18 protein-coding genes are annotated in these 25,448 nt (G+C 71.2%); 9 read left to right on the forward strand and 9 right to left on the reverse strand.

What is annotated here, in order from left to right:
- Positions 1 to 42: 42 nt before the first annotated feature.
- Both ACFV88_RS24315 and ACFV88_RS24320 read right to left on the reverse strand, forming a co-directional pair.
- Entirely contained in the window at positions 43 to 225 is a 183-nt protein-coding gene (locus tag ACFV88_RS24315) for a hypothetical protein (RefSeq protein WP_385493952.1), read from the reverse strand.
- Entirely contained in the window at positions 222 to 974 is a 753-nt protein-coding gene (locus tag ACFV88_RS24320) for a hypothetical protein (protein WP_385493953.1), read from the reverse strand. The genes ACFV88_RS24315 and ACFV88_RS24320 overlap by 4 nt, the downstream gene beginning before the upstream one ends.
- A 1,232-nt stretch (positions 975 to 2,206) precedes the next feature.
- On the opposite strand from ACFV88_RS24320, the gene ACFV88_RS24325 reads away from it, so the two are divergent.
- The 5 genes from ACFV88_RS24325 to ACFV88_RS24345 all read left to right on the forward strand — a co-directional run bounded on the left by ACFV88_RS24325 (position 2,207) and on the right by ACFV88_RS24345 (position 6,136).
- Positions 2,207 to 2,404 (forward strand): hypothetical protein, encoded by a 198-nt coding sequence (locus ACFV88_RS24325; protein ID WP_385493954.1) that lies wholly within the window; start codon positions 2,207 to 2,209, stop codon positions 2,402 to 2,404.
- Positions 2,405 to 2,416: 12 nt separating this feature from the next.
- Positions 2,417 to 2,749: a DUF4231 domain-containing protein gene (locus ACFV88_RS24330; RefSeq protein ID WP_385494074.1), complete on the forward strand. Its 333-nt coding sequence runs from the start codon at positions 2,417 to 2,419 to the stop codon at positions 2,747 to 2,749.
- 212 nt (positions 2,750 to 2,961) lie between these two features.
- Positions 2,962 to 3,363 (forward strand): ArsR/SmtB family transcription factor, encoded by a 402-nt coding sequence (locus tag ACFV88_RS24335; protein WP_385493955.1) that lies wholly within the window; start codon positions 2,962 to 2,964, stop codon positions 3,361 to 3,363.
- The gene (locus tag ACFV88_RS24340; RefSeq protein ID WP_385493956.1) at positions 3,360 to 3,629 is read left to right on the forward strand and encodes a hypothetical protein; all 270 of its coding nucleotides are present in this window, start codon (positions 3,360 to 3,362) and stop codon (positions 3,627 to 3,629) included. Before ACFV88_RS24335 ends, ACFV88_RS24340 begins: the two co-directional genes overlap by 4 nt.
- 131 nt (positions 3,630 to 3,760) lie before the next feature.
- Complete coding sequence (locus tag ACFV88_RS24345; RefSeq protein ID WP_385493957.1) at positions 3,761 to 6,136, forward strand: MMPL family transporter; 2,376 nt, start codon at positions 3,761 to 3,763, stop codon at positions 6,134 to 6,136.
- Between the two features lie 148 nt (positions 6,137 to 6,284).
- Here ACFV88_RS24345 and ACFV88_RS24350 read toward each other — a convergent pair whose 3' ends face one another.
- Both ACFV88_RS24350 and ACFV88_RS24355 read right to left on the reverse strand, forming a co-directional pair.
- Entirely contained in the window at positions 6,285 to 8,558 is a 2,274-nt protein-coding gene (locus ACFV88_RS24350; RefSeq protein WP_385493958.1) for a CDP-glycerol glycerophosphotransferase family protein, read from the reverse strand.
- Between the two features lie 296 nt (positions 8,559 to 8,854).
- Positions 8,855 to 12,181 carry a BTAD domain-containing putative transcriptional regulator gene (locus ACFV88_RS24355; protein WP_385493959.1) on the reverse strand — a complete coding sequence of 1,109 codons (3,327 nt, stop codon included), beginning with the start codon at positions 12,179 to 12,181 and terminating at the stop codon, positions 8,855 to 8,857.
- Positions 12,182 to 12,383: 202 nt separating this feature from the next.
- Between ACFV88_RS24355 and ACFV88_RS24360 the strand changes: the two genes are divergently transcribed.
- On the forward strand, positions 12,384 to 13,145 hold the full coding sequence (locus ACFV88_RS24360) for an SDR family oxidoreductase (protein ID WP_385493960.1): 762 nt from the start codon (positions 12,384 to 12,386) through the stop codon (positions 13,143 to 13,145).
- A 131-nt stretch (positions 13,146 to 13,276) separates the two neighbouring features.
- On the forward strand, positions 13,277 to 13,696 hold the full coding sequence (locus ACFV88_RS24365) for a nitroreductase/quinone reductase family protein (protein ID WP_385493961.1): 420 nt from the start codon (positions 13,277 to 13,279) through the stop codon (positions 13,694 to 13,696).
- Positions 13,697 to 13,797: 101 nt separating this feature from the next.
- Here the strand turns inward: ACFV88_RS24365 and ACFV88_RS24370 are convergent, their stop codons facing one another.
- From ACFV88_RS24370 to ACFV88_RS24380, 3 genes are all read right to left on the reverse strand, one after another.
- The gene (locus tag ACFV88_RS24370; RefSeq protein ID WP_385493963.1) at positions 13,798 to 14,145 is read right to left on the reverse strand and encodes a hypothetical protein; all 348 of its coding nucleotides are present in this window, start codon (positions 14,143 to 14,145) and stop codon (positions 13,798 to 13,800) included.
- A gap of 228 nt (positions 14,146 to 14,373) precedes the next feature.
- On the reverse strand, positions 14,374 to 16,755 hold the full coding sequence (locus tag ACFV88_RS24375; RefSeq protein ID WP_385493964.1) for a DPP IV N-terminal domain-containing protein: 2,382 nt from the start codon (positions 16,753 to 16,755) through the stop codon (positions 14,374 to 14,376).
- Positions 16,756 to 16,827: 72 nt separating this feature from the next.
- The gene (locus ACFV88_RS24380) at positions 16,828 to 18,411 is read right to left on the reverse strand and encodes an MFS transporter (RefSeq protein ID WP_385493965.1); all 1,584 of its coding nucleotides are present in this window, start codon (positions 18,409 to 18,411) and stop codon (positions 16,828 to 16,830) included.
- A 296-nt stretch (positions 18,412 to 18,707) separates the two neighbouring features.
- Between ACFV88_RS24380 and ACFV88_RS24385 the strand changes: the two genes are divergently transcribed.
- On the forward strand, positions 18,708 to 19,481 hold the full coding sequence (locus tag ACFV88_RS24385; RefSeq protein WP_385493966.1) for a TetR/AcrR family transcriptional regulator: 774 nt from the start codon (positions 18,708 to 18,710) through the stop codon (positions 19,479 to 19,481).
- 23 nt (positions 19,482 to 19,504) lie between these two features.
- On the opposite strand, the gene ACFV88_RS24390 is transcribed toward ACFV88_RS24385, so the two are convergent.
- Together ACFV88_RS24390 and ACFV88_RS24395 are read right to left on the reverse strand one after the other, a co-directional pair.
- Positions 19,505 to 21,355: an MFS transporter gene (locus tag ACFV88_RS24390; RefSeq protein WP_385493967.1), complete on the reverse strand. Its 1,851-nt coding sequence runs from the start codon at positions 21,353 to 21,355 to the stop codon at positions 19,505 to 19,507.
- 222 nt (positions 21,356 to 21,577) lie between these two features.
- Complete coding sequence (locus tag ACFV88_RS24395) at positions 21,578 to 23,833, reverse strand: serine hydrolase (RefSeq protein WP_385493968.1); 2,256 nt, start codon at positions 23,831 to 23,833, stop codon at positions 21,578 to 21,580.
- A 425-nt stretch (positions 23,834 to 24,258) separates the two neighbouring features.
- On the opposite strand from ACFV88_RS24395, the gene ACFV88_RS24400 reads away from it, so the two are divergent.
- Positions 24,259 to 25,008, forward strand: coding sequence for a GPP34 family phosphoprotein (locus tag ACFV88_RS24400; protein WP_385493969.1), 750 nt, complete (start codon positions 24,259 to 24,261; stop codon positions 25,006 to 25,008).
- Positions 25,009 to 25,448 lie beyond the last annotated feature (440 nt).

Below are 25,448 nucleotides of genomic sequence, written 5' to 3' on the forward strand. Positions count from 1 at the left end.
GGCATCGACAAGGCCACCTCGGCTCGCCGGCGATTAGTCGCCTCAATCATGCGGCAGGTCCTGCCGACTCGGCGGCCTGTCCCCTGCCCGCAGGCTCTGCTGAATTTCACGCCAGGCATGGATGACCTCTGCCGTCTTCGCCAAGACATCGCAGGCCTGCGACAGCAGCAGGCTCAAGGCACCCGACAGGGCCAGGATCAACAGGGCAAGGCTGTCCCAGTTCATCGGGCTCCGCCCTTCCGGACAGCCGGGCCACTAGCCCGATCGGTTCGGCGGGGCAGCACTCTGTCGAGCCAGTCTCGATTGGCGTTGAGGTCTTCCAGCCTCTGCCGAACATCGTCGCCGTAGACAGTGTCCCCCCACCTGAAGCGGATCTGCATCACCCCTCGCACGTCGGGGCTCTGGTGCTCCAGGTAGAACGTGCACTGATAGCCCCGCGCCGTCCCCTGCAGACTGCAGTCGCAGTAGCAGCGCCTGATCCTCAGTGGCAGACCCCAGACATCGTCCATAAGGCGGTCGAGAAACGCGTCATGTTTGAGGGGTGCGTCGCGATGCGTATCCAGCTCGAAGATCCACTCGTCCCCGGTGATCCAAGCTCGAGTCGAGTAAGCAGTGCTGAAGTTCTGGAAGATCGCGATGCGGCGAAGGAGTCCTGAGCCGAGCCACGCCAGATCCCGACCCGTTTGCATGAGTGAGGCGAACTGACGCTCGTCCTCCAGCTCGTAGGGCGACGGCCCGGTCACACCCCACAAGGGCACGAAGCCACCCTCTTCCAGGTCGCGCCTTCGTTGTGCGAGCAAGAGATGCCAGCGGGTACCCGGGGCTCCCCTCAGGACCAATCGACTTTCGGTGCCGGCCAATTCGAGATGAAGATCTGCGTCGCGTACTGCAATGACACGCAGCCGCATCACACCACTGACCTGGACGCCGGGTTCTGCAGACGGAAGCAGATGCGCCAGCGCATAGTCGGCCATCGGGAACTTCCGGCCAGGAAGGGACCCACTGTGACTATCGAGGACCACCACGGATTGTCCAGGCGTCAGACGCGTGCCAGCGATTCCGACCGGATGTGCCCACCACTCCCCTCCGCGGCCAAGCTCCTTCATCACCTGAGCTTCGAGGAGTGCCTGTCCGCCGTGAGCGTCCGGGAGCAATGGAGCATGGCGATGGGCCCGAAGGGCTTCCGAGGCATACTGGAACGGCTCCCCGGAGTAGCAGCTTCGGGTGCGGGCAAGGCGGGTGAGGCGACCACCAGCGGCCATAGTGCGATCCGTCCTCGAGCGCTGCCGCCCCTGAACACTCGAAAACTGATCGGTACGCCCGAGTTTGGGCGTGCAAGAGCAGGTTTCAACCACGACAGGTGCAGCGCTGGCTTCTTCGTCCCTCTGTTGGCACTGCAGACGGGGCAGCGCAGTGCCGGAACAGGCCGCCTATCCGACCCGGCTAGCGATGCTGCCGTAAATCTCTGTACGTTGCAACCTGCTCAACAGGCTCGGGATGGTGATAACGACCAGTTCCTCGAAGGTGGCCCAGGGAGCCGGGCGGAGGCGGCACACTGGCCACTGACGAGCTTGCCGAGCAGTGTCGGTGACGCGCCGCGGGGCCTCGCAACGGGGCTATGCGCTCCATGGCCTCCACACGTCGACGCGTTCGGAGCCCCAGCGGAAAGCAGCTGTCATCGAGGTTACGACTGGGAGTCGCCCGGCCGTGCCGGGCTGCCATCCGCTCCAATGACGGGTGTGGCTACGAGCGAGTCCACAGCGGCAAGTCTCAGCTGTTCGATGTATGGCCGAGCTCCCGGCGACTGGATTCCCGACCGGCCTAGCGTGCGTGCGCGATGCGTGAGCAGACGGGCCAGCACAGGGCGTCACAAGCCGGATGGAGTACGACGCCGCAGGGCGTTGATCAGGCAGAACAGTGCCCTGCGGCAAGGCGGAGCACTACCCGGCAAGGATCCAATCCCACTCCTAAAGCGGGTGTCGCAGGTTCGAATCCTGCCGGGGGCACAACGCAACAAGTCGCCGCCCCGGGGTTACCCCGGGGCGGTGCGCTGCGCGGCCTCGGGGTTCTCGTCCGGGGCCGCTGCTGGTCATGGGGCTGTGCCGTCACCGGCCCCGGAGGGGTCGTCCTCGGGCGGAGTGCGGCGGGCCGGGGTGGCGGGTGTGGGAGTTGACCGACCTGTCGCGGCGCAGGTCTACTTCCGCGCATGTCAGAAACGGATGACGGCCAGTCGCTCGAAGCTCACCCGTCCGTCTCCCTGCCGGTGGCCTCGGCACGGGACTACGTGGAAGGGAGGCTGTCCCAGTACCAGAAGTGGTACGACAAGAAGGCCGTCAAGACGAAGGCGATGCACCTCCGGATGAGGACGATATCCGTCGTCGGGGGAGCTTTGGTGCCCGTGTGAGTCAATCTCGACCTGTCATTCGCCAAGCTCACGGCCACGGTGCTGAGCTTGATCGTGGTCGGCTCCGTCTCTCTGGAGAGCGTGTACCGCTACCGGGAGCAGTGGAAGAACTACCGGTCGACCGAGCAGTTCCTCGGGCATGAGCGGATCTACTTCGAGACCAGGGTGGGGATCTACTCGGGCCTCTCGGAGGGCGAGGCGTTCACGGCCTTGGTCTCCCGGGTGGAGAGCGCCATCGCGAGCGAGAACTCCGCGACCCTGAACGTGATGACCCTGGGCGGCCAGGTGAGCACGGACGTGCAGTCGGCGCCCGGTGTTCCGGGTGCCCGGCGGGAGGTCCGGTAGCCCCTAGGGGGTGACCCCCAGCCGCCCCTGAGGCTTGCCGCCCACCGTTGAAACTCTGCTTGGCACCTGCCAACGTTCATGGGCAGGTGAAGGCAAACGTGCGGTGCGGCAAGGGAGTTGGCGGTGAAGGTGCTGGGGCGTCGTGAAGGGGAGAGCCTCGTGTCCCCGCGGCTGGCGTCGTCCCGTGGGTTCGGTGGATTCGGTGGGTCGCCGTGACGGCCTCCTTCCGCGACGGGGACCACTTGGTGCACGTGTTGGCCACGCTGGCCAACCCGCACCGGCTGCGGGTCGTGGCGGCCCTGTCCCGTCGACGCAACTACGTGAGCCAGTTGGCGCGTGAGTTGGGCATCAGTCGCACCCTGCTCCAGGCGCACTTGCGGAAGTTGGAGGCCGCGGGCCTCGTTTCGGCCCACCTGGAGCTGTCGAGTGACGGAAAGGCCATGAAGTTCTACGAGGTGGTCCCCTTCGCGCTCGACCTCACGCCGGAAGCCATCGCCACCGCCGTGCTGACGTTCAGCTCGCGCGACGCCGACACCGACGCCGACGCCGACACGCACGGCGATGCCGATGCCGATGCCGATCCATCGAACGGCGAGAAAGGAACTCCTTCATGAACCCCCGGGACTGGCAGGAAGTCATCGGAACGGCCGGCATCTTCGGCACCGTCTTCGTGGTCGTCACGATCGTCGTCTGGAACATGGCCGCGACCTGGCGGGCCAAGGCCGTCCTCGCCCGCGACTACGAGTACCGGACGCTCGCCGAGCAGGCGACCCGGAACCAGGGTGCCATCGAGCAGCGACTGACCGCCATCGACGAACACCTCGCCGATCTGCGGACCCGTGTGCATTCGGTCGAGCGGGTGCTCAAGGAGATCGAGTAGGCAGAGCGAGCGCGACCGGACGAAGGAAACCGGGCCGTCAAGCGGCAACTTGGCGGCCCGGCAGAAGGAAGCAACACCTCGCCGATGGCGAGTCTTCAGCGCATCGCCCCTTTCGGGAAGGACCCTAGTTCATGGCGCGCACGCCCAGACAGTCCACTGCACAGAGCGACTCCGCGGCCGGGTTAGGCGGTGGCCGGGGCACGTTCGTCGAGCGGGTCGCCGGCTGGTCGATCCGGCACCGTGCGCTGGCGATCGGCGGTTGGCTGGCCCTCGTCGTCGTGGCGCTGCTGGCCAGCGCGGTGTTCTCCGGACCCGGCGCCAGAACGGACGACCCGGGTGAATCCGGCGAGGTCAAGCGGGTCTTGAGCGCTCAGGAGAACTACGAGCCGATCCTGGAGAACGTCCTCGTTCAGCGGCGGGACGGTGACGCCGACGGCGCGCGGGGACGCTTCCTCGACGATCCGGCGTTGGTGAAGGCCACGAGGGACCTGGTGACCGAGTTGGCCGCGGCGCCGGGAACGGTGACCGGTCTGCGTACCCCGTTGGACCCGGGGGCGGAGCAGCAGGTTTCGGAGGACGGCCGTTCGGGTCTGGTCACCTTCTTCGTGGCCGGTCCGAACGAGGAGATGGGAGCGCACTTCGACGTGGTGGTCGGGGCGGTGGAGCGGGTCGCCGAGCGGAACGGGGACGTGCGCGTCGTCCAGGCCGGTGACGTGAGCCTGTCGCGTGCCGTCGACGACGCCGTCAAGAGGGACCTGGCCCGTGCGGAAGGCACCTCGCTGCCGATCACCCTGGTGATCCTGCTGGTCGTCTTCGGGGCCCTGGTCGCGGCGGCGATCCCTCTGCTGCTGGCGGCGACCACCGTCGTGGGCACCTTCAGCCTCATCGCCGTGCTGGAACGGTGGGTCGCCGTGAACAGTGCCGTGACCTCGATGATCCTGCTGATCGGCATCGCGGTCGGGGTCGACTACTCCCTGTTCTACCTGCGGCGCGCGCGGGAGGAGCGGGCCGTAGGTCACAGTGTGGCCCGGTCGTTGCGCATCGCGTCCCGGACCTCGGGTCAGGTGATCGTCGTCTCCGGGGTGACGGTGATCGTGTGTCTGTGCGGCCTGCTCTTCAGCGGGCTCGACGTGTTCCGTGGTCTGACGCTCGGCACCGCGCTGGTGGTGGGCCTGTCGATGGTCGCTTCCGTGACGGTGTTGCCGGCCGTGCTCGCCGCCCTCGGGCACCGTGTCGACCGGGGCCGTCTGCCGTGGCTCGGGAAGCGCCGGACGGCCGTGGCGGAGTCCCGTCACTGGGCGCGGCTGGCGCGTGCGGTCGTCGACCGTCCGAAGGTGTGGGGCGGTGCCGCGGTCATCGCGCTGTTGGTGATGGCGGCGCCGGCGCTCGACCTGCGCTTGCAGGACGCCGCCGTGGTCAACAGCCTGCCGCGCAGCGCCCCCACGGTGGATGCCGCGATCCGCATGCAGGAGGCGTTCCCCGGTGCCCCGACGCCCGCGCGGGTCGCGGTCTGGGACGTCGACGGCGAGGGCCCCGGCAGGACCGGCTCCCCCGGGGTTCGGGCGGCGGTCGACGGGCTACGGCAGCAGATCGCCGACAGTGACGGTCAGCTCGCCGGTCCGGTCTCGACGGTGCGGGTCGACGACGTGCTGGTGGTGCGCGTTCCGTTGGCGGGCACCGGCACCGACGAGGTGTCCGGCGCGGCTCTGGAGCGGCTGCGTGAGGTGGCCCTCCCGGCGACCCTGGGCGAGGTCGAGGGCATCGACTACGCGGTCGGGGGCCGGACCGCGTTCGCCGAGGACTTCCGGGAGCAGTTGACCTCGCGGGCGGCGCTCGTCGTCGGATTCGTCCTGGTCCTGGCGTTCGTGCTGCTGCTGGTGGTGTTCCGTTCGCTGGCCGTTCCGCTGGTCTCGATCGCGTTGAACCTGTTGTCGCTGGGTGCCGCGTACGGGGTGTTGACCTGGGTGTTCCAGGACGGCGCGGGCAGTTCGCTGCTCGGCTTCACCCCGTACGGGGGCGTGGCGGGCTGGCTGCCGCTCTTCATGTTCGTCGTGCTGTTCGGCCTGAGCATGGACTACCACGTGTTCATCCTCAGTCGGATCCGGGAACGTCGGCTGGCGGGGGCCAGCACGCGGGACGCCGTCGTGGGGGGCATCGCGGGCAGTGCGGGGGTCGTCACCAGTGCGGCGGTCATCATGACGGCGGTGTTCAGCGTCTTCGTCACCCTGTCCGCCGTCGAGAACAAGATGATGGGGGTGGGCATGGCGGTGGCCGTCCTCGTCGATGCGACCGTCGTGCGCGGCGTGCTGCTCCCGGCTGCGGTGGCCGTGTTCGGTGAGCGGTTCTGGGTGCTGCCGGGCCGGCTGGGCGGGCTGGATCGCTGGCTGGACCGGTGGTCGGGCGCGAGGGATGGGGCCCGACCCGATGGGGCCCGGCCCGGGTCCGTGGCCCCCACGAGCGCCGCCGGTGCGTCCCCCGACTCGACCGGGTCCTCGGGCCGCGACTAGAGCGCCGAGGTCCTGCGCCTGATCGAGTACATCGACAGGCGCGTCGTCACCTGGCTTCGTCGGACCAGCCGTGTCCTCACGCTGCTGCGCACCCGGCCGTGACCGGTCGGCCGCCGGGGTGCCACACCCGGCGGCCGACCACCGTCCGTCACGCCCTGTACAGCCCCGCCTCAGCGGCGGCCTTGCGCGGGCTCGGCGCGACGTGGCGGGCCTCCAGGGGCAGCGGCGCCGGGCCGGTCTCCTCGTCGAGGAAGGTGCGGCGCACCACGCGCTCGGCCGCGTTCCCGTCGTCCCACTCGCAGAACCGCTGTCGGAAGGCGGTGCGCAGTGCGGTGGCCCGCTCGCCGTCCCAGCTGCCGCTGCGGAAGACGGATATCAGCTCGCTCTCGTTGGTGGCGACGACGCCCGGGGTCTCCCCCGGCTCGCCGGAGAGCAGGTCGAAGGTGACCCCGCGGGAGCGTACGTAGACGTCCCAGTCGTCGGCGTAGGTGACGATCGGCCGGTCGAGCACGGCATAGTCGAACATGATCGAGGAATAGTCGCTGATCAAGGCGTCGGAGGCCAGGCACAGCTCCTCGACGCTGGGGTGACGGGAGACGTCGAGCAGGGTGCCCTGTTCCTCCAGCTCGGTGAGCCGCCGGTCCTTCCCGTAGAAGTAGTGGGTGCGGACCATGAGGAGGACGTCCGGGCCCAGCTCGCGAGTGACTCTCTCCAGGTCCAGCCGGGGGACGTAGCCGACCTGGTAGTCGCGCACCGTCGGCGCGTACAGCACGGCGGTGCGGCCGGGGGCGATGCCCAGGCGCTCGCGGATGTCCAGGACGTCCTGCGCGGTGGCCCGGGAGTAGACGTCGTTGCGCGGATAGCCGGCGTCGACGGACTCGAAGGAGCAGGGGTAGACCCGGTCCCACTGCTCGGTGGAGTGCTGGTTGGCGGAGACGCTGAAGTCCCAGCGGTCGGCGCGCTGGAGCAGCTTGCGCATGCTCATGCCCTTGGCGGCGGCCGGATACTTCTGCTGGTCGATGCCCATCCGCTTCAGCGGGGTGCCGTGGTGGGTCTGGATGTGGATCTGCTCGGGGCGTTTGACGACCGTGTCGGCGAAGTTGACGTTGTTGACGAAGTACTTGGCGCGCGCCATCACCTCCCAGTAGCGGGGGGTGTCGACGACGACATGGTCCATGCCCGGGGGGACGGTCTCCTCCAGCCCCTTGCGCACCATCCAGACGCCCTTGATGTGCGGCGCCAGCTCCTTGGCCTTCTCGTACACGGCCAGGGGATTGCAGGCCGGGGTCCGGTTCCAGTAGGCGGAGAAGACGGCGAGGTCCTCGTCGACGGGGCGGCGCAGGTGGAGCTTGTAGAAGTTCTCCTGGGTGCGCTTGTCGAACGACCGCTTGACCTTGCAGAGCCGGTTACGGCCTTTCACACGGGTGCCGTTGACCAGCTTCAGCGCCTGGAAGCCGTGGTAGGAGCCCCGGCCCAGCGCCTGGAACTTGGCGCCCTGGATGCCGGGGGGCGGGGTGAAGCCGAGGGGCAGGTGCCGCCGGTACATGGCCGAGGCCTGCCGGAAGTACTCGGCGCGGTCGGCGGAGACCACCCGGCTCTCGCGGGCGAAGGTGAAGAGGAAGTGGCTGGCCATCCGCTCGAAGAGCATCGGCCGCAGACCGTCCAGGTCGGGGCGGGTGTCCAGGAAGTCGAAGAGGCGCTGGTACTGCTCGAAGATGGTGAAGTGCTTGCGGCCCGGGGTTTGCATCGAGTTGCCCTTGCGGCGTTGGCGGTACTCGATGCAGACGTAGTCGAGGCAGGCCGCGCGCTCAGCGGTGAGCATGGTCGTGTAGACGATCAGGGCGTCCTCGTAGAGCCCGTCGGTGAAGGTGAAGCGGTTACCGGTGAAGAAGTCACGGCGGTACAGCCGGTTCCAGACGACCGCGAACATGGACAGGAACTCGGTGCGCTCGGCCGGTCGGAAGACCTCGGTGCCGGCCTCCGCGAGAAGATCGGCGGTGGCGCTCCGCTGGACCTTGTTCCACCAGTAGGTGCGGACGTGGTCGATCAGCAGGATGTCCGGGTCGTCGGTCTTGTCGAGCCGGTCGGCCATCGCGCGCAGCGAGCCCGGCGTGATGGTGTCGTCGCTGTCGAGGAAGAGCAGATAGTCGCCCCGGGCCCGCGCGATGCCGGTGTTGCGGGCCTGTCCGATGCCCCCGTTCTCCTCGTGGCGCACGGTCACCACCCGCTTGTCACGGGCCGAGAACTCGGCCAGGATCTTCCCACTGCGGTCCGGGGAGCAGTCGTCGACGGCTATGACCTCGAAGTCGGTGAAGTCCTGATCGAGTAAGGACTCCAGGCACTCGCGCAGGTAGCCCTGCACGTTGAAGACCGGGACGATGATGCTGAATCGGGGGGCGGCGGTGTGGCCTGTCTCAGGCATTGCAGTGCTACTCCGGGGTGCGATCTGTGGGGTAGTCGGAAGTTTGCCGGGTTCACGTGAAACGTGTTCGTCTCTCTCGCTTGTGCAGCAAGCCGGGCAGGGGAAAGGGCTTGCCTTTCCCGCTAAACGGGAGCCCTACGACCCCATTCCGGCCCATGGAGATTGTCATATAGTTCGGCGCCCGCTGAATCCATCTTCCGACGCCGGGACGCAATGTCCAGGAGCCCGAACGCAGCGGATACGGGCGAAATGCCCTGTGCGGGCATGAGTCTTCGGACCTGCGGTCCGCGCACGCGCTAGGCCGGGTCCGCGGGCACCGACAGGTCCGGGTCCGCGGTCCTCGCGTACGCGGTCGTGAAGGCGGTGTCGCCCAGTGCGGTCCGGGTCGCGGCTTCGATGCGGTCGACGTCACCGCGTTCGGCCGGGGGCAGCGGGGCGCCCACCGCGGCGCGGGCGCGGGCGGCGGTGCCGAGCAGGCTGGCGGCGCGTGCGGGGCGGCCCGCGAGTCGGTGGGCGCCGGCCAGGCCCTCCAGGGCCAGCGCCACCGCCCGGGGGTCACCCGTGCGCCGGGCCGCGGTGAGGCCCCGGGTGTGGAGGGTCAGTGCCGCTTCGGCCTCCCCTCGCTGTTCGGCGATGAAGCCGAGTTCGGCGAGGATCAGTGCGGTGCCGTTCTCCGCGTCGAGGCGGCGGTTCCACTCCAGCCAGGTCCGCAGATGACGTTCGGCCTCGTCGTACCGGCCCTGTCGGCGGGCGCCGAGGGCGAGGCCGGTTTCGGCGAACTCCTGGGCCCGTCGGTCGCCGTGGTCCACGGCCACCCGTCGGCCCCGTTCGTGGAGTTCCGCGGCCCGGGCGTGGTCCCCGGTCAGCAGGGCGATCCTGCCCAGTTCGGACCAGCGGGTGGACGTCTCGGTCCACAGGTCCAGTTCCTCGGCGATGCGCAGCCCGTCACGGTGTCGGAGTTCGGCGGCCCGGTAGTCGCCCGCGATCTCGTCCAGTCGGCTGAGGACGGCGCCGGACTGGAGTTGCCCCCACTGGGCGCCGCTCTCGCGGAACAGGGCGAGGCTCTGTTCGCCGTCGGCCCGGGACGCCGCCAACTCGCCGCGCACGTAGTGGTGGACGCCTCGTACGCTGAGGGCCGCGGCGATGCCCCAGCGGTCGTTCAGGGCCCGGAAGTCGTCCAGGGCCCGGCGCACCAGTTCCTCACCGGTCTCCATGGCGCCGAGCAGGGTGACGGCGTAGCCGACGAACCAGGTGGGCGCGGCCCGCTCACGCGGGTCGCGGATGTCCTCGGGCAGCCGCAGCAGTGAGCCGGCGGCGGGCCGGTCGCCGCACAGGAGCGTCATGGCGACGTGCCAGGCGGCGACGGTCGCGCGCGGGTCGGGGCCCGGCGACCCGTCCGGTGACGTCGCGGGCGGTGCCTCCTCGACGGCGAGGGCCGTGGCCATCGAGCGTCGGGCCTCGGTGAACCTGCCGCGCAGGAACCAGTACCAGGCCAGCGCCCGCACCAGCCGGCGCGCGAGCGGGGCGTCACCGGTGGTGGCGGCGGTGTCGAGGGCGGCGCGCAGGTTGGCCGCTTCGGTGTCGAGCCGGCGCAGCCACGGTTGTTGGGCGCTGCCGCACAGGTGGGGGTCGGCCCGCTCGGCGAGGTCGGTGTAGTGGTGTGCGTGGGCGCGGCGCAGTTGCTCGTACTCGGTGGTGGGGCCCTCGCCGGGGGTGGTCCGCAGGCGGTCCAGGCAGTACGCGCACACCGATTCGAGGAGCCGGTAGCGGGGGCCCTCGGGGCGGTGGGTGACGACGACGAGGGACCGGTCAACCAGTCGGGCGAGCAGGTCGACGACTTCGGCGGGCTTCACACCGCCCCCGGAGCAGAGTGCCTCGGCCGCTTCCAGGGCGCAGCCGTCGGAGTGGATCGCGAGGCGGCGCAACACCGTCCGTTCGGCCGCGGTCAGCAGGTCCCAGCTCCAGTCGATCACTGCTCTGAGCGTCTGTTGGCGTGCGGGGGCGTCGCGGCGGCCGGCCGTGAGGATGCCGAAGCGGTCGTCGAGGCGTCCGGCGAGTGCGGCCGGGCCCAGGACGCGGACCCGGGTGGACGCCAGTTCCAGGGCGAGCGGGATTCCGTCCATGCGGCGGCAGATGGTGGCGACGGCTTCGGTGTGGTCGTCGGACAGGGTGAATCCCGGCGATGCGGCGGCGGCCCGGGCGGCGAAGAGTCGGACCGCGCTGGATCGTCGTACCTCGCTCGGGGTGGCTCCCGGTGGGGGCACGTCCAGCGGGGGGACGGGCCACAGTGTTTCGCCGGACAGGTCCAGCGGTTCCCGGCTGGTGGTGAGGAAGTGCAGCCCCGGTGCGGTCCTCAGCAGGGTGCGGACCAGGTGGGCCACCGCGTCGACGACGTGTTCGCAGTTGTCGAGGACGAGGAGGAGTCGGCGGCCGTGGAGGGCGGCGGCCAGTCGCTCGGCCAGCGGGCCGGGGCCCGTGCTCGGTCGTGGGCCGGGCCGGGCGTCGTCGCGGATGCCCAGGGTCACGGCCACCGCTTGGGCCGGGCCGTCCGCCGTACCGGGGGCGGGCGTGGTGCCGGGGGCGGGCGGTTCGGGGGTGCCCGTGGTCCGTGCGAGTCCGGAGAGTTCCACCCAGTGGACGCCGTCGGGGAAGGAGTCGGCGGCCCCGTTCGCGACTTCCAGGGCGAGCCGGGTCTTGCCGACCCCGCCGGGGCCGGTCAGGGTCACCAGGCGCTCCGTGGCCAGCAGCGCCCGTACGTCGGCCGCGGCTCCGGAGCGGCCGATCAGTGCGGTGACGGGGACGGGGAGGCAGGAGCGGCGACCGGTGTCCGGCGGACCCGTGGGGTCGGCGGCGGGGGCCGTGGGCGGGACGGCCGGGCCCTGGCGGAGGATCTCCCGTTGCAGGGTGACCAGTGCGGGGCCGGGCTCCAGTCCGAGTTCCTCGGACAGCCGCAGACGCAGGTCCCGGTAGACGTCCAGGGCCTCGCCGGGCCGTCCGGCGCCGTGCAGGGCCCGCATGTGAGAGGCGCGCAGCCGCTCCCGCAGCGGGTGACGGACCGTCAGTTCGGCTATCTGGGCGGCCAGTTGGGCGTGCTCTCCCAGGTGCAGTCGGGATTCCGCGTACTCCTCCCAGACCAGCAGTCGTTGTTCTTCCAGGCGGGCCGCGGCGGCCCGGGCGAAGGGTCGGTCCGCCGACCCGGCGAAGGCGGGGCCGCGCCACAGGGCCAGGGCCTCGGTGAAGCGTGCGGCGCGCTCCCGGGGGTCCGTGGTGCGCCGGGCCCGGTCGGCGAGTGCGGCGAACCGTTCGGCGTCGATCGCGTCCGCGGCTTCGCCGCTCACCTTGAGCAGGTAGCCCGGGGGGCGGCGCACCACGAGGTCGTGGCCGCCGGCGGCGGTCAGGGCGCTGCGCAGCCGGGACACCAGGGTCTGGAGGGCGCTCACGGGGCGGGCCGGCAGCCCGTCGCCGTCCCCCCAGAGGTCGTCGACCAGTCGGTCCGCGGAGACCGCCCGCCCCGGGTGCACCAACAGGTCGGCCAGCAGGGCGCGGACCTTCGTTCCGGGCACCGCCAGGGCGTCGCCGTCCACTGTCCACACGGCCAACGGGCCCAGTACACCGAAGCGCATGGCCCCAGCGTATGACGGGGCCGGGGCCGTGAACGGCCCGTGCGTGCGGGGTCGGTAGCGGGTCGACGGTCGACTGAATGCGGATCGCAAGCGGATCGAATGCGGTGCCGCGCAGAGTTCTTCCAGGACGCCGCGCCGGGCACACCGGCCCGGCGACGGAGCACCGCCGCAGTAGGCCGACGCAGGGGAAGAAGGAGTCGTCATGAGCAGGTTCACGGGACAGAAGGCCGTGGTCACCGGGGGGACCCACGGCATGGGTCTGGCGATCGTCAAGGCGCTGCTGGCCGAGGGTGCCGAGGTGGTCCTGACGGGCCGCAACGAGAAGACCCTCGAAGAGGCGCGGACCGAGCTGGCGGGGGCGGCGGCGCACGTCGTGCGTTCCGATGCTGCGAGCACGGCCGACATCTCGGCCCTCGCCGACCTGGTCCACCGGGAGTTGGGTCATGTCGACCATCTCTTCGTCAACCACGGCATCGCGGAGTTCGCCGAGCTCGGTGAGGTCACCGAGGCGTCCTGGGACCGGCACTTCGCGGTCAACACCAAGGGCGCCTTCTTCACCGTGCAGGCCTTGGCGCCGTTGCTCACGGAGGGCGGGTCGGTGGTCTTCACGACGGTCGCCAATGACGTGGTCTTCCCCGGTTTGAGCGCCTACTCCGCGTCGAAGGAGGCGACGCGCGCCTTCGCCCACGTCCTGGCGGCCGAGCTGCTGCCCCGGCGGATACGGGTCAACTCGGTCGCTCCGGGGTTCATCAAGACGCCGTCGATGGGGGTGCCCGGGTTGAGCGAGGAGGAGCGCCGGGAGTTCGTGCGACAGGGCGAGGAGACGACCCCGTTGCAGCGCACCGGCACGATGGCGGAGGTCGCCGCCGCGGCGCTGTTCCTGGCCGGTGACGCCACCTTCACCACCAATGTGGAGTTCGCCGTGGACGGCGGGTTCGCCCAGGGCCTCGTGGCCGCGCACTGATGCGGTCGGCGGCGCGGGACGAGACGGGCGAAGAGGAGTACGGGATGTCAGTGCGCGGCTCTGGACGTACGGAGGGGCCTTCGGAGCCCTCCTGGTCCCTGGGGGAAGGGGTGGACAGCCCTGATCCTTCGGTGGCGGAACACGTGCGCCGTTACGTGGAGACCGACGGGGCGAGCGGCTACCGGGAGGGAGGGATGACCAACCTCGTGCTCGGCCACCGGGGGCGCACGTCGGGCACGCTGTACCGGACCGGCCTCTTCTTCGGCGAGGACGGTGACCGTTACGTGCTCGTCGCCTCCGGTTCGGCCGTGACGCACACCCACCCCCAGTGGTACTTGAACGTGGCCGCGGAGCCGGAGGTGCAGGTGCAGGTCCTCGGCGAGCGGTTCCTCGCCCGGGCCCGCACCGCGCAGGGGGAGGAGCGGGAACGGTTGTGGTCGTTGATGGTCGGCTTGGCTCCGGTGTACCGGATGTACGAGGCGCGCAGCCGCCGGGTGATTCCGGTGGTGGTCCTCGAACGGGTGGGGTCCCCGGCGTCCTCCGCGGGGTGATGTCCGGGGGTCGGGGACCGTCGCGGGCCCCTTCGGTGGTCCTTCGACGGCTCTTCGACAGCCCATCTACGGCCCTTCTACGGCCCTCAGGTGACATGCCGTCACGCTGCGTGAGAGTGGGTTTCGGTCGCTTCGTGGTGGGTGATGCGTCGGGTGCAGTTCGCGCCGTGGACGGTGACCGAGTGCCGCCACAGGGGGCAACAGGGGTCCAGCGGGGGCGGGGCGTCGAGGGGGTCCATGGCGGCGGCGAGCACCGCGTGTTCCCTTTCGGCCAGGGCCCGTTGGTGATTGGTCCGTTCTCGGCCGGCGGTCCAGGAGAGGAAGAGCGTGCCGTACGCCAGCGCCCCGGCGGGCAGCCAGTGGCCCTGGTACCCGGCATAGAGGGCCGCGGCGGCGAGGAGGGCGCTGATCGTGGTGAGTCCCTGGGCGAGGCGACGGTTCGATGTCACTCTACGTGTCCTTCCGTGCGTATTTTCGGATGTTCAGGATTGTTGCATTTCTCCGGCGTTATGGGGATACGTAGGGCGGAATCGGTGAGGTTCAGTCAGGGGGTGTTATTCGTCACGGGGATGGGCATACGTCACAGCGGCCACCGCTTCGGGGGCGGTGGCCGCTTCATGGATGGCGGGCGTCAGGCGTCGCGGGACCGGGTCACGGACAGGGGCAGGGTGCCGGGGTCAGCTGAAGATGTCGGTCAGGAGCTCCGCGTCGATCTCGGGCCGGGCGAGGCGGTAGCCCTTCGGCGGCTCCGTGTGCAGCAGGTGCCGCAGGAAGTAGTCCCAGCGGCGGCGGCTCACGTAGTGCTCGTAGCCGAAGAAGACGTGCTCGGCGCGGGGGACGATCAGCAGGTCGACGTCCTTGTCCGCCTCGATCAGGGCGTCGACGAGGAGCAGCGTCTGGTGGGGGTGGACGTTGTCGTCCATGCCGCCGTGGACGAGCAGCAGCTTGCCCTCGATGCGGTCGGCGGCCGCCACGTTGGACGACCGGGCGTAGTCCTGCTCGGTGGCCGGCCCGTCGTACGTCTCCGACCACCAGGCGAAGTACTGCCGGTTCTCGTGGTTGCCGGCCTCCGCGACGCCCACCTTGTAGAACTCGGGGTGGTCGGCGAGCGCCCGCACCGTGGCGAACCCGCCGCCCGACAGGCCGAAGACGCCGACCCGGTCGAGGTCCATCCAGGGGCGGGCGGCGGCCAGCTGACGGATCGCCGCCACGTGGTCGTCCAGGTGGCCGCCGGTGTGCAGCCGGCCGTACGAGGCGTCGTGGAACGCCTTGTCCCGGCCGGGCGTGCCCCGCCCGTCGACCGCGATCACCACGAAGCCGAGGGCCGCCACCGCCTCCGCGTCGTAGCCGAGGACGCCCGGGTCGAAGGACGGGCTGACCCGATGGGCGTGCGGGCCCGGGTACGGGTGGTCGATGACCGGGTAGCTGCGCCGCGGGTCGAAGTCGTGCGGCTTGTAGAGGACGCCGTAGACGTCGGTGACGCCGTCGGCGGCCTTCGCCCGGAACCGCTCGGGGGGCGTCCAGCCGGTGGCCCGCAGCCGGGTGAGGTCGGCGGTCTCCAGGTGCACCACCACCCGGCCGTCCCAGTCCCGGACGGTGATGACCGGCGGGGTGTCCACCGTGGACGCCGAGTCGAGGAAGCGGTCGCCGGCCGGGGTCACGGTGACCTGGTGGTCGAGGCCGTCGTCGGTGAGCCGGACGAAACCCGTGCCGTCCAGGCCGGTGCGGCACACCGTGCGCCGGTACGGGTCGTCGGCCACCAGGCCCGAGGCGACGAAGTGGACGGTGCCGGCCTCCTCGTCCACCCGCAGGATCTCCTGGACCGCCCAGTCGCCGGCGGTGACCTGCGCCAGCCGCTCGCCGGTGGCCGTGTCGTACCGGTAGAGGTGGCCCCAGCCGTCGGACTGCGAGTACCACAGCGCCTGCGCGCCGTTCGCGAGCAGCCGGACCATGGGGGCCTGGGCGCGCTGCTGCGCCGGTTCGACCCGGGTCGGCCCTGACTCGCTGACCAGGGTGCGGACCTCCCCCGTGACCGCGTCCATCCGTTCGAGGCTCAGGGTGCGCACGTCACGGGACTGGCGCAGGAAGTACACCGCCGAACCGTCCTCGGCCCACCAGGCCCAGCGGGTGGTGATCGGGGACATCAGCGGCATCTCCAGCGGCTCGGTCCGGGCCCGCACCGCGTCGCCGGTCGCCGCGTCGAGCACGATCAGGGTGCCGGTGGGCAGGTGCTCGTCGCCCGGGTACGCGTACTGCTGGGGCAGCAGTTCCGGGGCACCGCCGGAGTCCGGGACGGTGGCGACGAGGTGGGTGGTGCGGACCCGGCGCTGGTCGGTGAGGTGGGTGAGGACGCGGGTGGAGTCGGGGGACCAGGCGAGCGCGGGCGGCAGGTGCGGCAGGCCGATCCGGCGGAGCAGGACGAGGGGGGTGAAGGGGCTGAGCCCGTACTCGTGGTCCTGGGTGCCGTCGGTGGTGAGGGGGCGCTCCTCGCCGGTCTTCCGGTCGCGTATCCACAGGTCGTGGTCCTTGAGGTGGACCGAGTGCTTCCCGTCGGGCGACACCATGTCCAGGAAGCTGCCCGGAGTGTGGTCCTCGATCCGCTCCAGGGCGTAGGTGTCCAGGTCGCAGCGCCAGTGGCCCTCGACCGTGTCGAACTCGACTGCGGTGGGCCGGGCGCCGGCCCCCTCACGGGCTTCGGCGTCGTCGGGGGCCCCGGTGAGTTCGATGGCGTCGAAGGGGAGGCGGGCCGGGTCGGCCGGGGTGCCCGTCGCCTCGGTGAGGGCTGCGGCGAGTCGGTCGTGGTCGAAGGCGGGGGTGCGGGTGCCGCGGCGGGTGTCGACGGCGATGAACACCCGGCCCGGGCGGCCGTCGGCGTCGGTGTGCGAGGTGCCGACCGCGTACCAGAAGCGGGAGCCGTCACCGGTCCAGTGGGGGCGGACCTTGGCACCGGGCGTGAGGCGGGCGCGGTGGTGGCGGAGCAGGGACTCCGCGGCGGCGTAGCGCTCGGCGGGCAGCTGCGGGGCCGGGGACTGGGTCGTGTTCTGGTGCTGACCGGTCATCGGGTGCTCCTCGGTGGGTGTCGGGCGACTGGGTGGCGGGCGGGGTGGGTGGTGCGGGGTGTGACGGGTGGGTCAGTGGGCGGCGAGTACGGGGGCGGGCTCGGGGTCCGCGGCGGGGGCTTCGGGGGTGGCGGCTTCGGGAGCGGGCTCGGGGGTCTTGGTGTTGCGCATGACCAGGTGGGCCAGGAGGGCGGCGGCGAGGACCCCGACCGCGGCGATGACGAAGCTGGTGGACATGGCCTCGGTGAAGGCGTCCCGGGCGGCGGCGGCGAGTCCCGCGTCCCCGGTGCCCTCGGCGACGGCGAGGGCGTCGGCGATCGAGGACTCCGCGGCTTCGGGGGCCGTGTCGGGCATCCGGTCGGCGAAGCCGCTGGCGACCACGCTGCCGAGGATCGCGACGCCGAGGGCGGCGCCCATCTGCTGGATGGTGTCGTTGAGGGCCGAGCCGACACCGGCCTGCTCCGCGGGGACGGCGCCCATCAGTGCGGCGATCGCGGCGGGCATCGCCAGCCCGGAACCGCAGCCCAGCAGGGCGAGCGCGGCGGCGACGGCCGGGAACTCGCCGCCGGGGGCGGCGGCCGACAGGGCGAAGAAGCCGCTGGCGGAGACCAGCAGACCGGTGACGACGAGGCGGCGGTTGCCGATGCGGCTACCGAGGGAGGCGCCGATGCCGTTGAAGACCAGGGAGGCGACGGCGACCGGGATGAACGCGAGTCCGGCCTCGGTCGGGGTGTAGCCCAGCACGAACTGGAGGTACTGGCTGAGGACCAGCAGCAGGCCGCCGTTGCCGACCTGGACGAGGGTCAGGGAGAAGCTGCCGCCGCTGAAGTCGCGGTTGCGGAACAGGCCGAGCGGGACCATCGGGGAGTCGGTGCGCGTCTCCCACCACACGAATCCGACACTGGCGACGACGGCGGTGATCAGGGCGACGAGGGTGCTGGTGTGGCCGAGTCCGCCCTGGGGCAGTTCGATGATCGTCCAGACGATGGCGACCATGCCGACCGAGGAGAGCACGGCGCCCAGCGGGTCGGGCTTGAGCCAGGGCCCCTTGGACTCGGGCATCAGGGCGTACGCGGCGACGATGGCGATGACCGCGATCGGCACGTTGATCAGGAAGACCGCGCCCCACCAGAACCAGGCGATCAGTGCGCCGCCGAGGACGGGTCCGCCGATCAGTCCGACCATAGCGACCGCGCTCCACGCGGACATCGCGGTGCGGCGCTCCTGCTCGTCGAAGACGGTGATGAGGATCGACAGGGTGCTGGGCAGCACCAGGGCGCCGCCGACGCCCATGACCGCGCGGGCCGCGATGAGTTGGCCCGGGTCGGTGGCGAAGGTCGCCGCCAGCGACGAGAGCCCGAAGAGCGCCAGGCCGATGATCATGATCCGGCGGCGGCCGAAGCGGTCGGAGAGGCTGCCCGAGGTCAGCAGCAGGCCGGCGAAGACCAGGATGTAGGAGTCGAGGATCCACTGGGTGTCCTGGGCGGTGGCGCCGAGGTCCTCGGTGAGCGAGGGCACCGCCACGGTGAGCACCATGTTGTCGATGACCAGGACGAGCGTACTGAGGCACAGCACGATCAGGATCAGCCAGCGGCGGGGGTTGCGGGCGGCGGGGCCGCCCGTCGACGACGCCGACGTCCGGGTGAGCGTTTCCATGCGACACCTCTCGATGCGAAGCGGCCCGGCCGGGCCGGGGGCGGGGGGCTCGGCCGGGTTCGACCGATCGGATGCGCACACCGTTCCCGATGTGCGAACACCGTTCCTTCGTTGCGAACAACGTACGCAATCGGAGGGGTGTGCGCAAGTGCGCACACCGTTCGCACGAGGGCGTGATCACGCCGCGAGGTCCGGTGTACGCATCTGCGCACGGTGTGCGCTACGGTGAGGTGAAGCCTCGAAGCCGGTCGGAACCCCTCCCTCCGCGCGTGCCCGGGGCGGAACGGGAGCAGGTCATGGCAACCGGAGCGCAGTCCGCGGACGAAAGCGGGACCGACGTGCGCGCGCAGGCCGCGGGGCCGCCGGTCGCGTCAGCCTGGACGCGCCGCCGCCCGCGCCGGGAACAGCCCGTGCTCAGCCCGGAGCACATCGTCAGCGAGGCGATCGCCCTCCTCGACGAGGAGGGCGTCGAAGCACTCAGCATGCGACGGCTCGGCACCCGGCTCGGCGCCGGCGCCACCTCCCTGTACCGGCACGTCGCCAGCCGGGAGGAACTGATCGAGCTGGTCGTCGACGAGGTCTACGGCGAGATCCACGTCCCCGAGGCGCAGGACCCCTCGGACTGGCGCGAGGCCGCCGCGGGCTGCGCGGACAGCGTGCGCGCGATGATCCTGCGACACGCGTGGATCGCGTCCTTCCTCAGCCAGGTCGGACTCTCCCACATGGGGCCGAACGTCATGCGGGTCAACGACCGGATGATCGCCCTGTTCGAGACCGCCGGGTTCCCCGTCGAGGAGGCGGACATGGCGATCAGCACCGTCGTCGCCTATGTGATGGGCACGAGCACCAGCGAGGCCGCCTGGCTCACCCTGGTCGCCCGCAGCGGCGAGGACGAGGACGCCTGGGCGGCCCGGCTCCAGCCCGCGATCGACGAGGCCACCGACGCGTACCCGCGGCTCCAGCAGCCTCAGCGGCCCGCGTCGCAGACCCTCGCCGACCTGCGCGACCGCAAGTTCCGGTACGGCCTGGACCGCGTGCTGGACGGTCTGGCGCTGCGCCTCGCCCCCTGACCGGGCGCCCCCGCCCGGCGGGTTCAGCCCAGCTCGTCGGGGCAGGTCGTGCCGCGGGGGATCTGGTAGCGGGCGGCCAGCCGGTACGTGCCGGGGCGGGGGGCCAGGAGTTCCGTCCACTGGTCCCCGTGGGCGTCCTCCTCGGCCTCCCGCACACAGCCCGCCACATTGTCGAAGGACTTCGGCACGCCCTGCGGACGGGCCTTGGACGCCTCGGTCTCCTCGGGCGGTTCGACGCTCTCGCCCTTCTCGTCGACCAGTCCCAGCCACGGCGAGTAGGGCACCCGGACGAGTATCCGGCCCGGCGCGCGCACCTCGATGGTCATGCCGCCCTGCTCGATGTCGGTGACCGTGGCGCCGGGGCTGGCCAGCGGCGTGGGGTCGAGCACCTCGAACAGCTGCCAGTGCGCGTCCCCCCAGACCTGCTTGAGGTACGGCTGACCACGGAGCACCAGCTCGCGTTCGCGGCGGCCCCCGTCGCCGTCCGGCTCGTCGTCGGGCAGCACGACGTAGTGCACGGCCCACCGCTGGAGCCACTCGTGGTAGTTCGCGGAGTTCAGGGTGTCGTCGTAGAAGAGGGGGTTGCGATCCATGTCGGCCTGCCGGTTCCAGCCCCGGGCGAGGTTGACGTACGGGGCGAGCGCGGACGCCTCGCGGTGGCTGCGCGCCGGGACGACCTCGACCCGGCCGCGCTCGGTGTCCACCCGCTGCAACTGGTTCACCAGGGGCGCCAGCTCACGGGCCCAGGACGCCTTGGGCGTGGTGTGGACGACGTCGATCGTGGCCTTCACCCCGGCCCAGGTGAGGAAGCCCGCGAACACGCAGACGATCACGTACCACTTGCGGCTGCGCGGCACGGTGTACGGGAGCGCAGCCAGCAGCACCACGCCCGCGAACAGCAGCCCGAGCCGGGTGATGTTGGAGCCGATCTGGGAGCTGATCAGCCAGCTCAACAGCACCGCCAGGGTGTAGACGGCGGCCGTGATCCGGACCGTCGTCCAGTCCTTCGGGACCAGGAAGAACACCAGCGCCCCGTACAGCACCGGCAGGCTCGCCGACCCGAACGACATCGGCATGGTGCCGGAGAACGGGAACAGCCACGCGGACAGCGCCACCACGACGCTCGGGGCGAGCCCCAGGGCGAACGCGCCGGGCCGCCGCTTCTGGAGGAACAGCGCCGCCGCGACGAGCCCGACGTACAGTCCCGCGACCGGTGAGGCGGCCGTGGCGAGCGCGGCGAAGAACGCGGCGACCGCCGCCTTGGGCCACCGCCGCAGCCGCCAGCGGTGCGGCCAGCAGAACGCCGTCGCGACCGCCGCCAGCCCGAACATGATGCCGAGGCCGAAGGTGACCCGGCCCGAAGCGGTGTTGCACATCAGCGCGAACAGTCCGGCCAGCGATGCCCACAGCGGATTGCGCACCGGCCGCGAACGCACCAGCAGCAGGGTGAGCAGCGACGCGGACACCGTGCCGGCGACCATCATCGTGGTCCGCACCCCGAGCACGGACATCAGGTACGGGGACACCACGCTGTACGAGACGGGGTGCATCCCGCCGTACCAGGCGAGGTTGTACGCGGAGTCCGGGTTCCGGCCGACGAACTCCGCCCACGCGTCCTGCGCCGCGATGTCCCCGCCACCGTTCGCGAACGTGAAGAACCAGGCGATGTGCAGGACCGCGGCGAGGACCGTCACCACGGTGACGGGATGCTTCAGGAACGCGGCCCCCCGGCCCGGGGAGGCGGGTTCGGGCGCCGGGTCGGGGGCGCCACCCGGGTCGGGTGTCGGCCGCTCCACGGTGTCCCCGCGGGCGCGCCGGCCGGCGGTGCCGTGCGGTTCGGCGTCGTCGGACCGGGTCGGCTCCGTCGTGGCCACGTGCGGCTCTCCCCGTGTTCGTCACTGGTCCGGGGGTGATCCGGGGCGGCGCTGCCCCTGAACCCAGGCGTCCTGCCCCGATGAACGCGACGCTAACACGGTCGAGCGGCCGGGGATCACTGCGGTGCCCGGTCCTCGAACGGCACCGCCGCCCGCCCCGGGAAGGGGCGGACGGCGGGGTGTCGCACGCGACCGCGACCCGGTGGCCGGGCGCGGCACGGATCATCCCAAGCGGGTGATCTTCGCGCCGAAGCCGGGCTCGCTGGTGGCGCTCCGGAGGGCTATGGGCACCTCGACGGCGCCGCTCGAACCGTCGCCGACCTTCAGGGTGCCGACCCGGGCCCCGGCCGCCGCCTCGTGGGTGAGGTCGTCACCGGCGCTCAGTTCCACCTTCACGGTGTGCCCGGCGAAGCCGACGGCCGACACGTCCTTGGTCACCACGACCGGGGTACGGGTGCCGAGCCCGTCGTCGACGTACCCGACGACCGCGCCCTTCTTCAGGATGGTGCTGGCCTTGACCTCGCCCTGGGCCGCGATCATCGCCGTCTTGCTGACCGCGTTGACGGTGTCGATGATCGGCGGCTTGTGCTGGCCGAGGATCGCGCCGACGACGATCGCGGTTTCGCCGCCGACCTGCTTGGTGCCGGCGAAGAGCAGGTTGCCGCCGGCCTTCGTGGTGGTGCCGGTCTTGATGCCGAGCGCACCGTCGTAGGGGACGAGGCGGTTGTAGTTCTGCCACTCCTTGCCGGTCTGGTCGGTCCACACGGGCAGCTTGGTGATGTCCGTGAGGGCCTTCATCCGCACCAGCTCGTTGCCCAGCTTCACCTGGTCCTCGGCGGTGCTGACGGTGGTCTCGTTCAGCCCCGACGGGTCGGTGTAGGTGGTCTTCGTCATGCCCAGGTCCTTGGCGGCCTGGTTCATCTTCGCGACGAACTCCTTCTCCGAGGAGTCCCAGCGGGCCAGCAGACGGGCGATGTTGTTGGCGGACGGGATCATGATCGCGGAGATCGCGTCCTCCAGCGTGATCCGGTCGCCCTCCTTGAGCGTGTTCAGCGTCGACTCGCCGACCGAGTCGAGGCCGCCCTCCTGCTCCGCCTTGGCATCCACCGGGATCTTCGGTCCGGCGGCGCCGGGCTTGAGCGGGTGCTCCTTGAGGATCACGTACGCGGTCATCGCCTTGGCGACCGAGCCGATCGGAACGGGCTTCTGCTCGCCGAACCGGGCCATCGTGCCGACGCCGTTCACGTCCATCCAGCCGTGCCCCTCCTCGGGCCACGGCAGCGACACCTCTTCGCCCTCGAAGGTGAACGTCTGCTTCGCGGTGAGCGTCAACGAGGGTTCCGGGAGCGGCCGGATCATCTGTGCAACCGCGAAGACGACCACCAGGAGCAGGACCAGCGGGGTCCAGATCTTCACCCGTCGCGCGGCCGTCCGCAACGGGGTCTGCCGGGGCGGCGGGGTGTTGGTCAGCTCGGCGAGGAGGTCCAGCGGGGGCTTCGGGGGAAGCGGCTGCTGGGTGGTGAACTCCGGTGAGGCGGCGGGCAGGGCCGAGGTCTCGCCGGCGCTGCCGTCCGGGGCGGGCCGGGCGCTCGTCCCGGTGCTCGTGCCCGTGGTCGTGCCCGTGCCCGTGCCCGTGCCGGTGGTGGTGCTCGGGTCTGCGGCGCTGTCGGGTTCGGCGGCGGTGGCGGTCACCCAGGACGGCTTGGCCGCGGGGCGCCGGGGGGCGGCCGGCTCGTCCAGGGGCTTGAGGGCGACGAACTTGCTGGTCCGCTCCTGGTCCCGCTCGACCGGGGCGGCGGGGCCGGACTCCGGGGCGGTGTCCGGGGCTGACGGCTCGTCGCCCTTCGGGGCCTTGCCGCCCGTCGGCTCCGTGACGTCACCGAGCTTCAGCGTGGTCGTGGGCTGGTCGACGCGGGGCGCGGGCATCCGGAAGATGCCCGTGGGCTGGTCGACGGCCGACCCGTCGCTGTCACCGTCGCTGCTGTCGGTGCCGCTGTCGCTGTTGCTGTTGCTGCCGCTGTCGCTCTTGGTGAGGGAGGCACTCGGTTCGTCCGCGGGGGCCGTGGTGCTCTCGGCGTCCGCATCGTCCGAGCCGTCCGTCTCCACGTCGTCGCCGGCTTCGGCTTCGGCTTCGGCTTCGGCTTCGGCTTCGGCTTCGGCTTCGGCTTCGGGGGGCGAAGCGGAACCCGGGTCGCGGGGCGGCGCCGTGTCCGAAACGTCGTCCGCCGGAGCGTCCTCGGGGTCCTCGTCCCCCTGCGGCTCCCCACCAGATCCCGCCGAGCCCTCCGTACGGCTCTCAGCGGCCTCCGCGGCAGTGTCGCCGCCCCTGGGGGAAACGGAACCCTCCGCGGCGCCTGAGGGGCCGCCACGCGCCTCGACGGGGGCATCAGACGCGTCGTCCTCGCGCTCCGAGAGCGCGAGGGAGGTCCGGAACACCGCGGTGGCCCGGTCCGTACCGTCACCGGTGGGGCCGGTCACCCCGTCCCCGGCCGACGGGGACACCGTGCGGCGCGGATCGCCACCCTCGGCCGACCGCCCGTTCGCGGGTGCCGGAACCGATCCTGACCCTGCTGCCGTTCTGGGTGTCTGGGAGTCCACCGGGTCCCCCGACGCACTCTGCTGCTCCGACCTGCCGGGGGACTCGCCCGCCACCGTGCCTCCTACGCCGTGCTTCAACCACTCAGCCAACAACCGGCCGCGCCTGCTCGCCATTGGAACGCACGACGCGCCTCGATCCCGAATTCGGGACGTACGTGGCCGCCCCAGTCTGCTGGGTACCGAACCCGCCCCCCGGGTAGACGAGAACGACATACCTATCGGTTCCACAACAAACCGGCCACGCACTCTCGACAGACCAATGTGAGAGGGGTCACCCTGTCATTCATCCACGCGGGGAGGCATGGATGGGCAGGAGCCGCAGAACACTTCCGGAGGAGCTGCTGTTGCTCGCTCTGGACCCGACCACGGGTACCACAGCGCAGCCGCAGTCGCTTGACCTCGGGCTGGCCGGAGCGCAGCTAGTCGAGCTGGCGCTGGCTGGACGAATAGCCCCAGACGGGGATCGTATCGCCGTGGTCGTGCCACGGCCGACCGGAGATCCGACCTTGGACTCCGCACTGGAACTACTCCGCAGGCGCGGGGCTCCGGTACGGGCCGTCCACTGGATAGGCGGGCCCCGACTGGGGCTGCGCCAGACTTATCTCTCGCACCTCGAACGGTGCGGCATGGTGCATGCCGTGGCCGGGCAGATGTGCGGGGTGCTGCCGACGACTCGCTACCAGGCGACGGACACGGCGATCAGTCGGGAAATCAGGGCCCGACTGGACAGTGCGATCCGGACCGGCGTGCCGCCGGATCCCCGGACCGCGGCGCTCGCCGCGCTGGCCCATGCGGTCGGACTCGGCAAGCACTTGTATCCCGGGAACGAAGGGCGTTCCTCGCGGTCCCGGCTGCGGGACCTGATCCGGCACGATCCGATGGGCGGGATGGTGGCGCACGCCGTCATGGACGTCCAGAACGGGGCGGGTGCCGGGCCTCGGCGGCCGGCTGCTCCGGGTGCGGGTCCGCCGGGGGGTCGGCCTGGTGGTCGGGCCGAGCCGGGGTTGCCCGTGCAGGCTCGGCACGGGGCGATGGCTCGGGCCGTCGCCCACTGAGACGCTCCGCTTGGGGTTGGGGTGGGCCGTCGGCGCGGTGCGCTGGCGGTCTGCCTCTCCGCTGCGCGCGGTGCGATGCTGCGCGGTGCGCTTGCGCGGGTGCGTCCCGCTGCACGTCCGCTGTTCCGCGCGGTGCGCTGGGGATTTCGCGCAGTTCCCCGCGCCCCTGATCTCCGTACGTCCTGGTCCGGGTGCGTTGTGCTGTGCTGTGCGCCTGGCCCTTGCGCAGTTCCCCGCGCCCCTGATCCCGTGCGTCCCGGATCGGGTGCGCTGCTCGGTGCTGTGCGCTGTCGTTTTGCGCAGTTCCCCGCGCCCCTGTCGGGGCACCCCGGAGGGCAGCAGGACAGCGAGCCGCCCCTTCCGACCCCGTCAGGGGCGCGGGGAACTGCGCGGGTGACCACGAAGCACCCGCACGCAACAGCGCACCCGCGACAGAACGC

It is taken from the genome of Streptomyces sp. NPDC059816, assembly GCF_042732055.1.
In the GTDB taxonomy this organism is placed as follows: Bacteria; Actinomycetota; Actinomycetes; order Streptomycetales; family Streptomycetaceae; genus Streptomyces.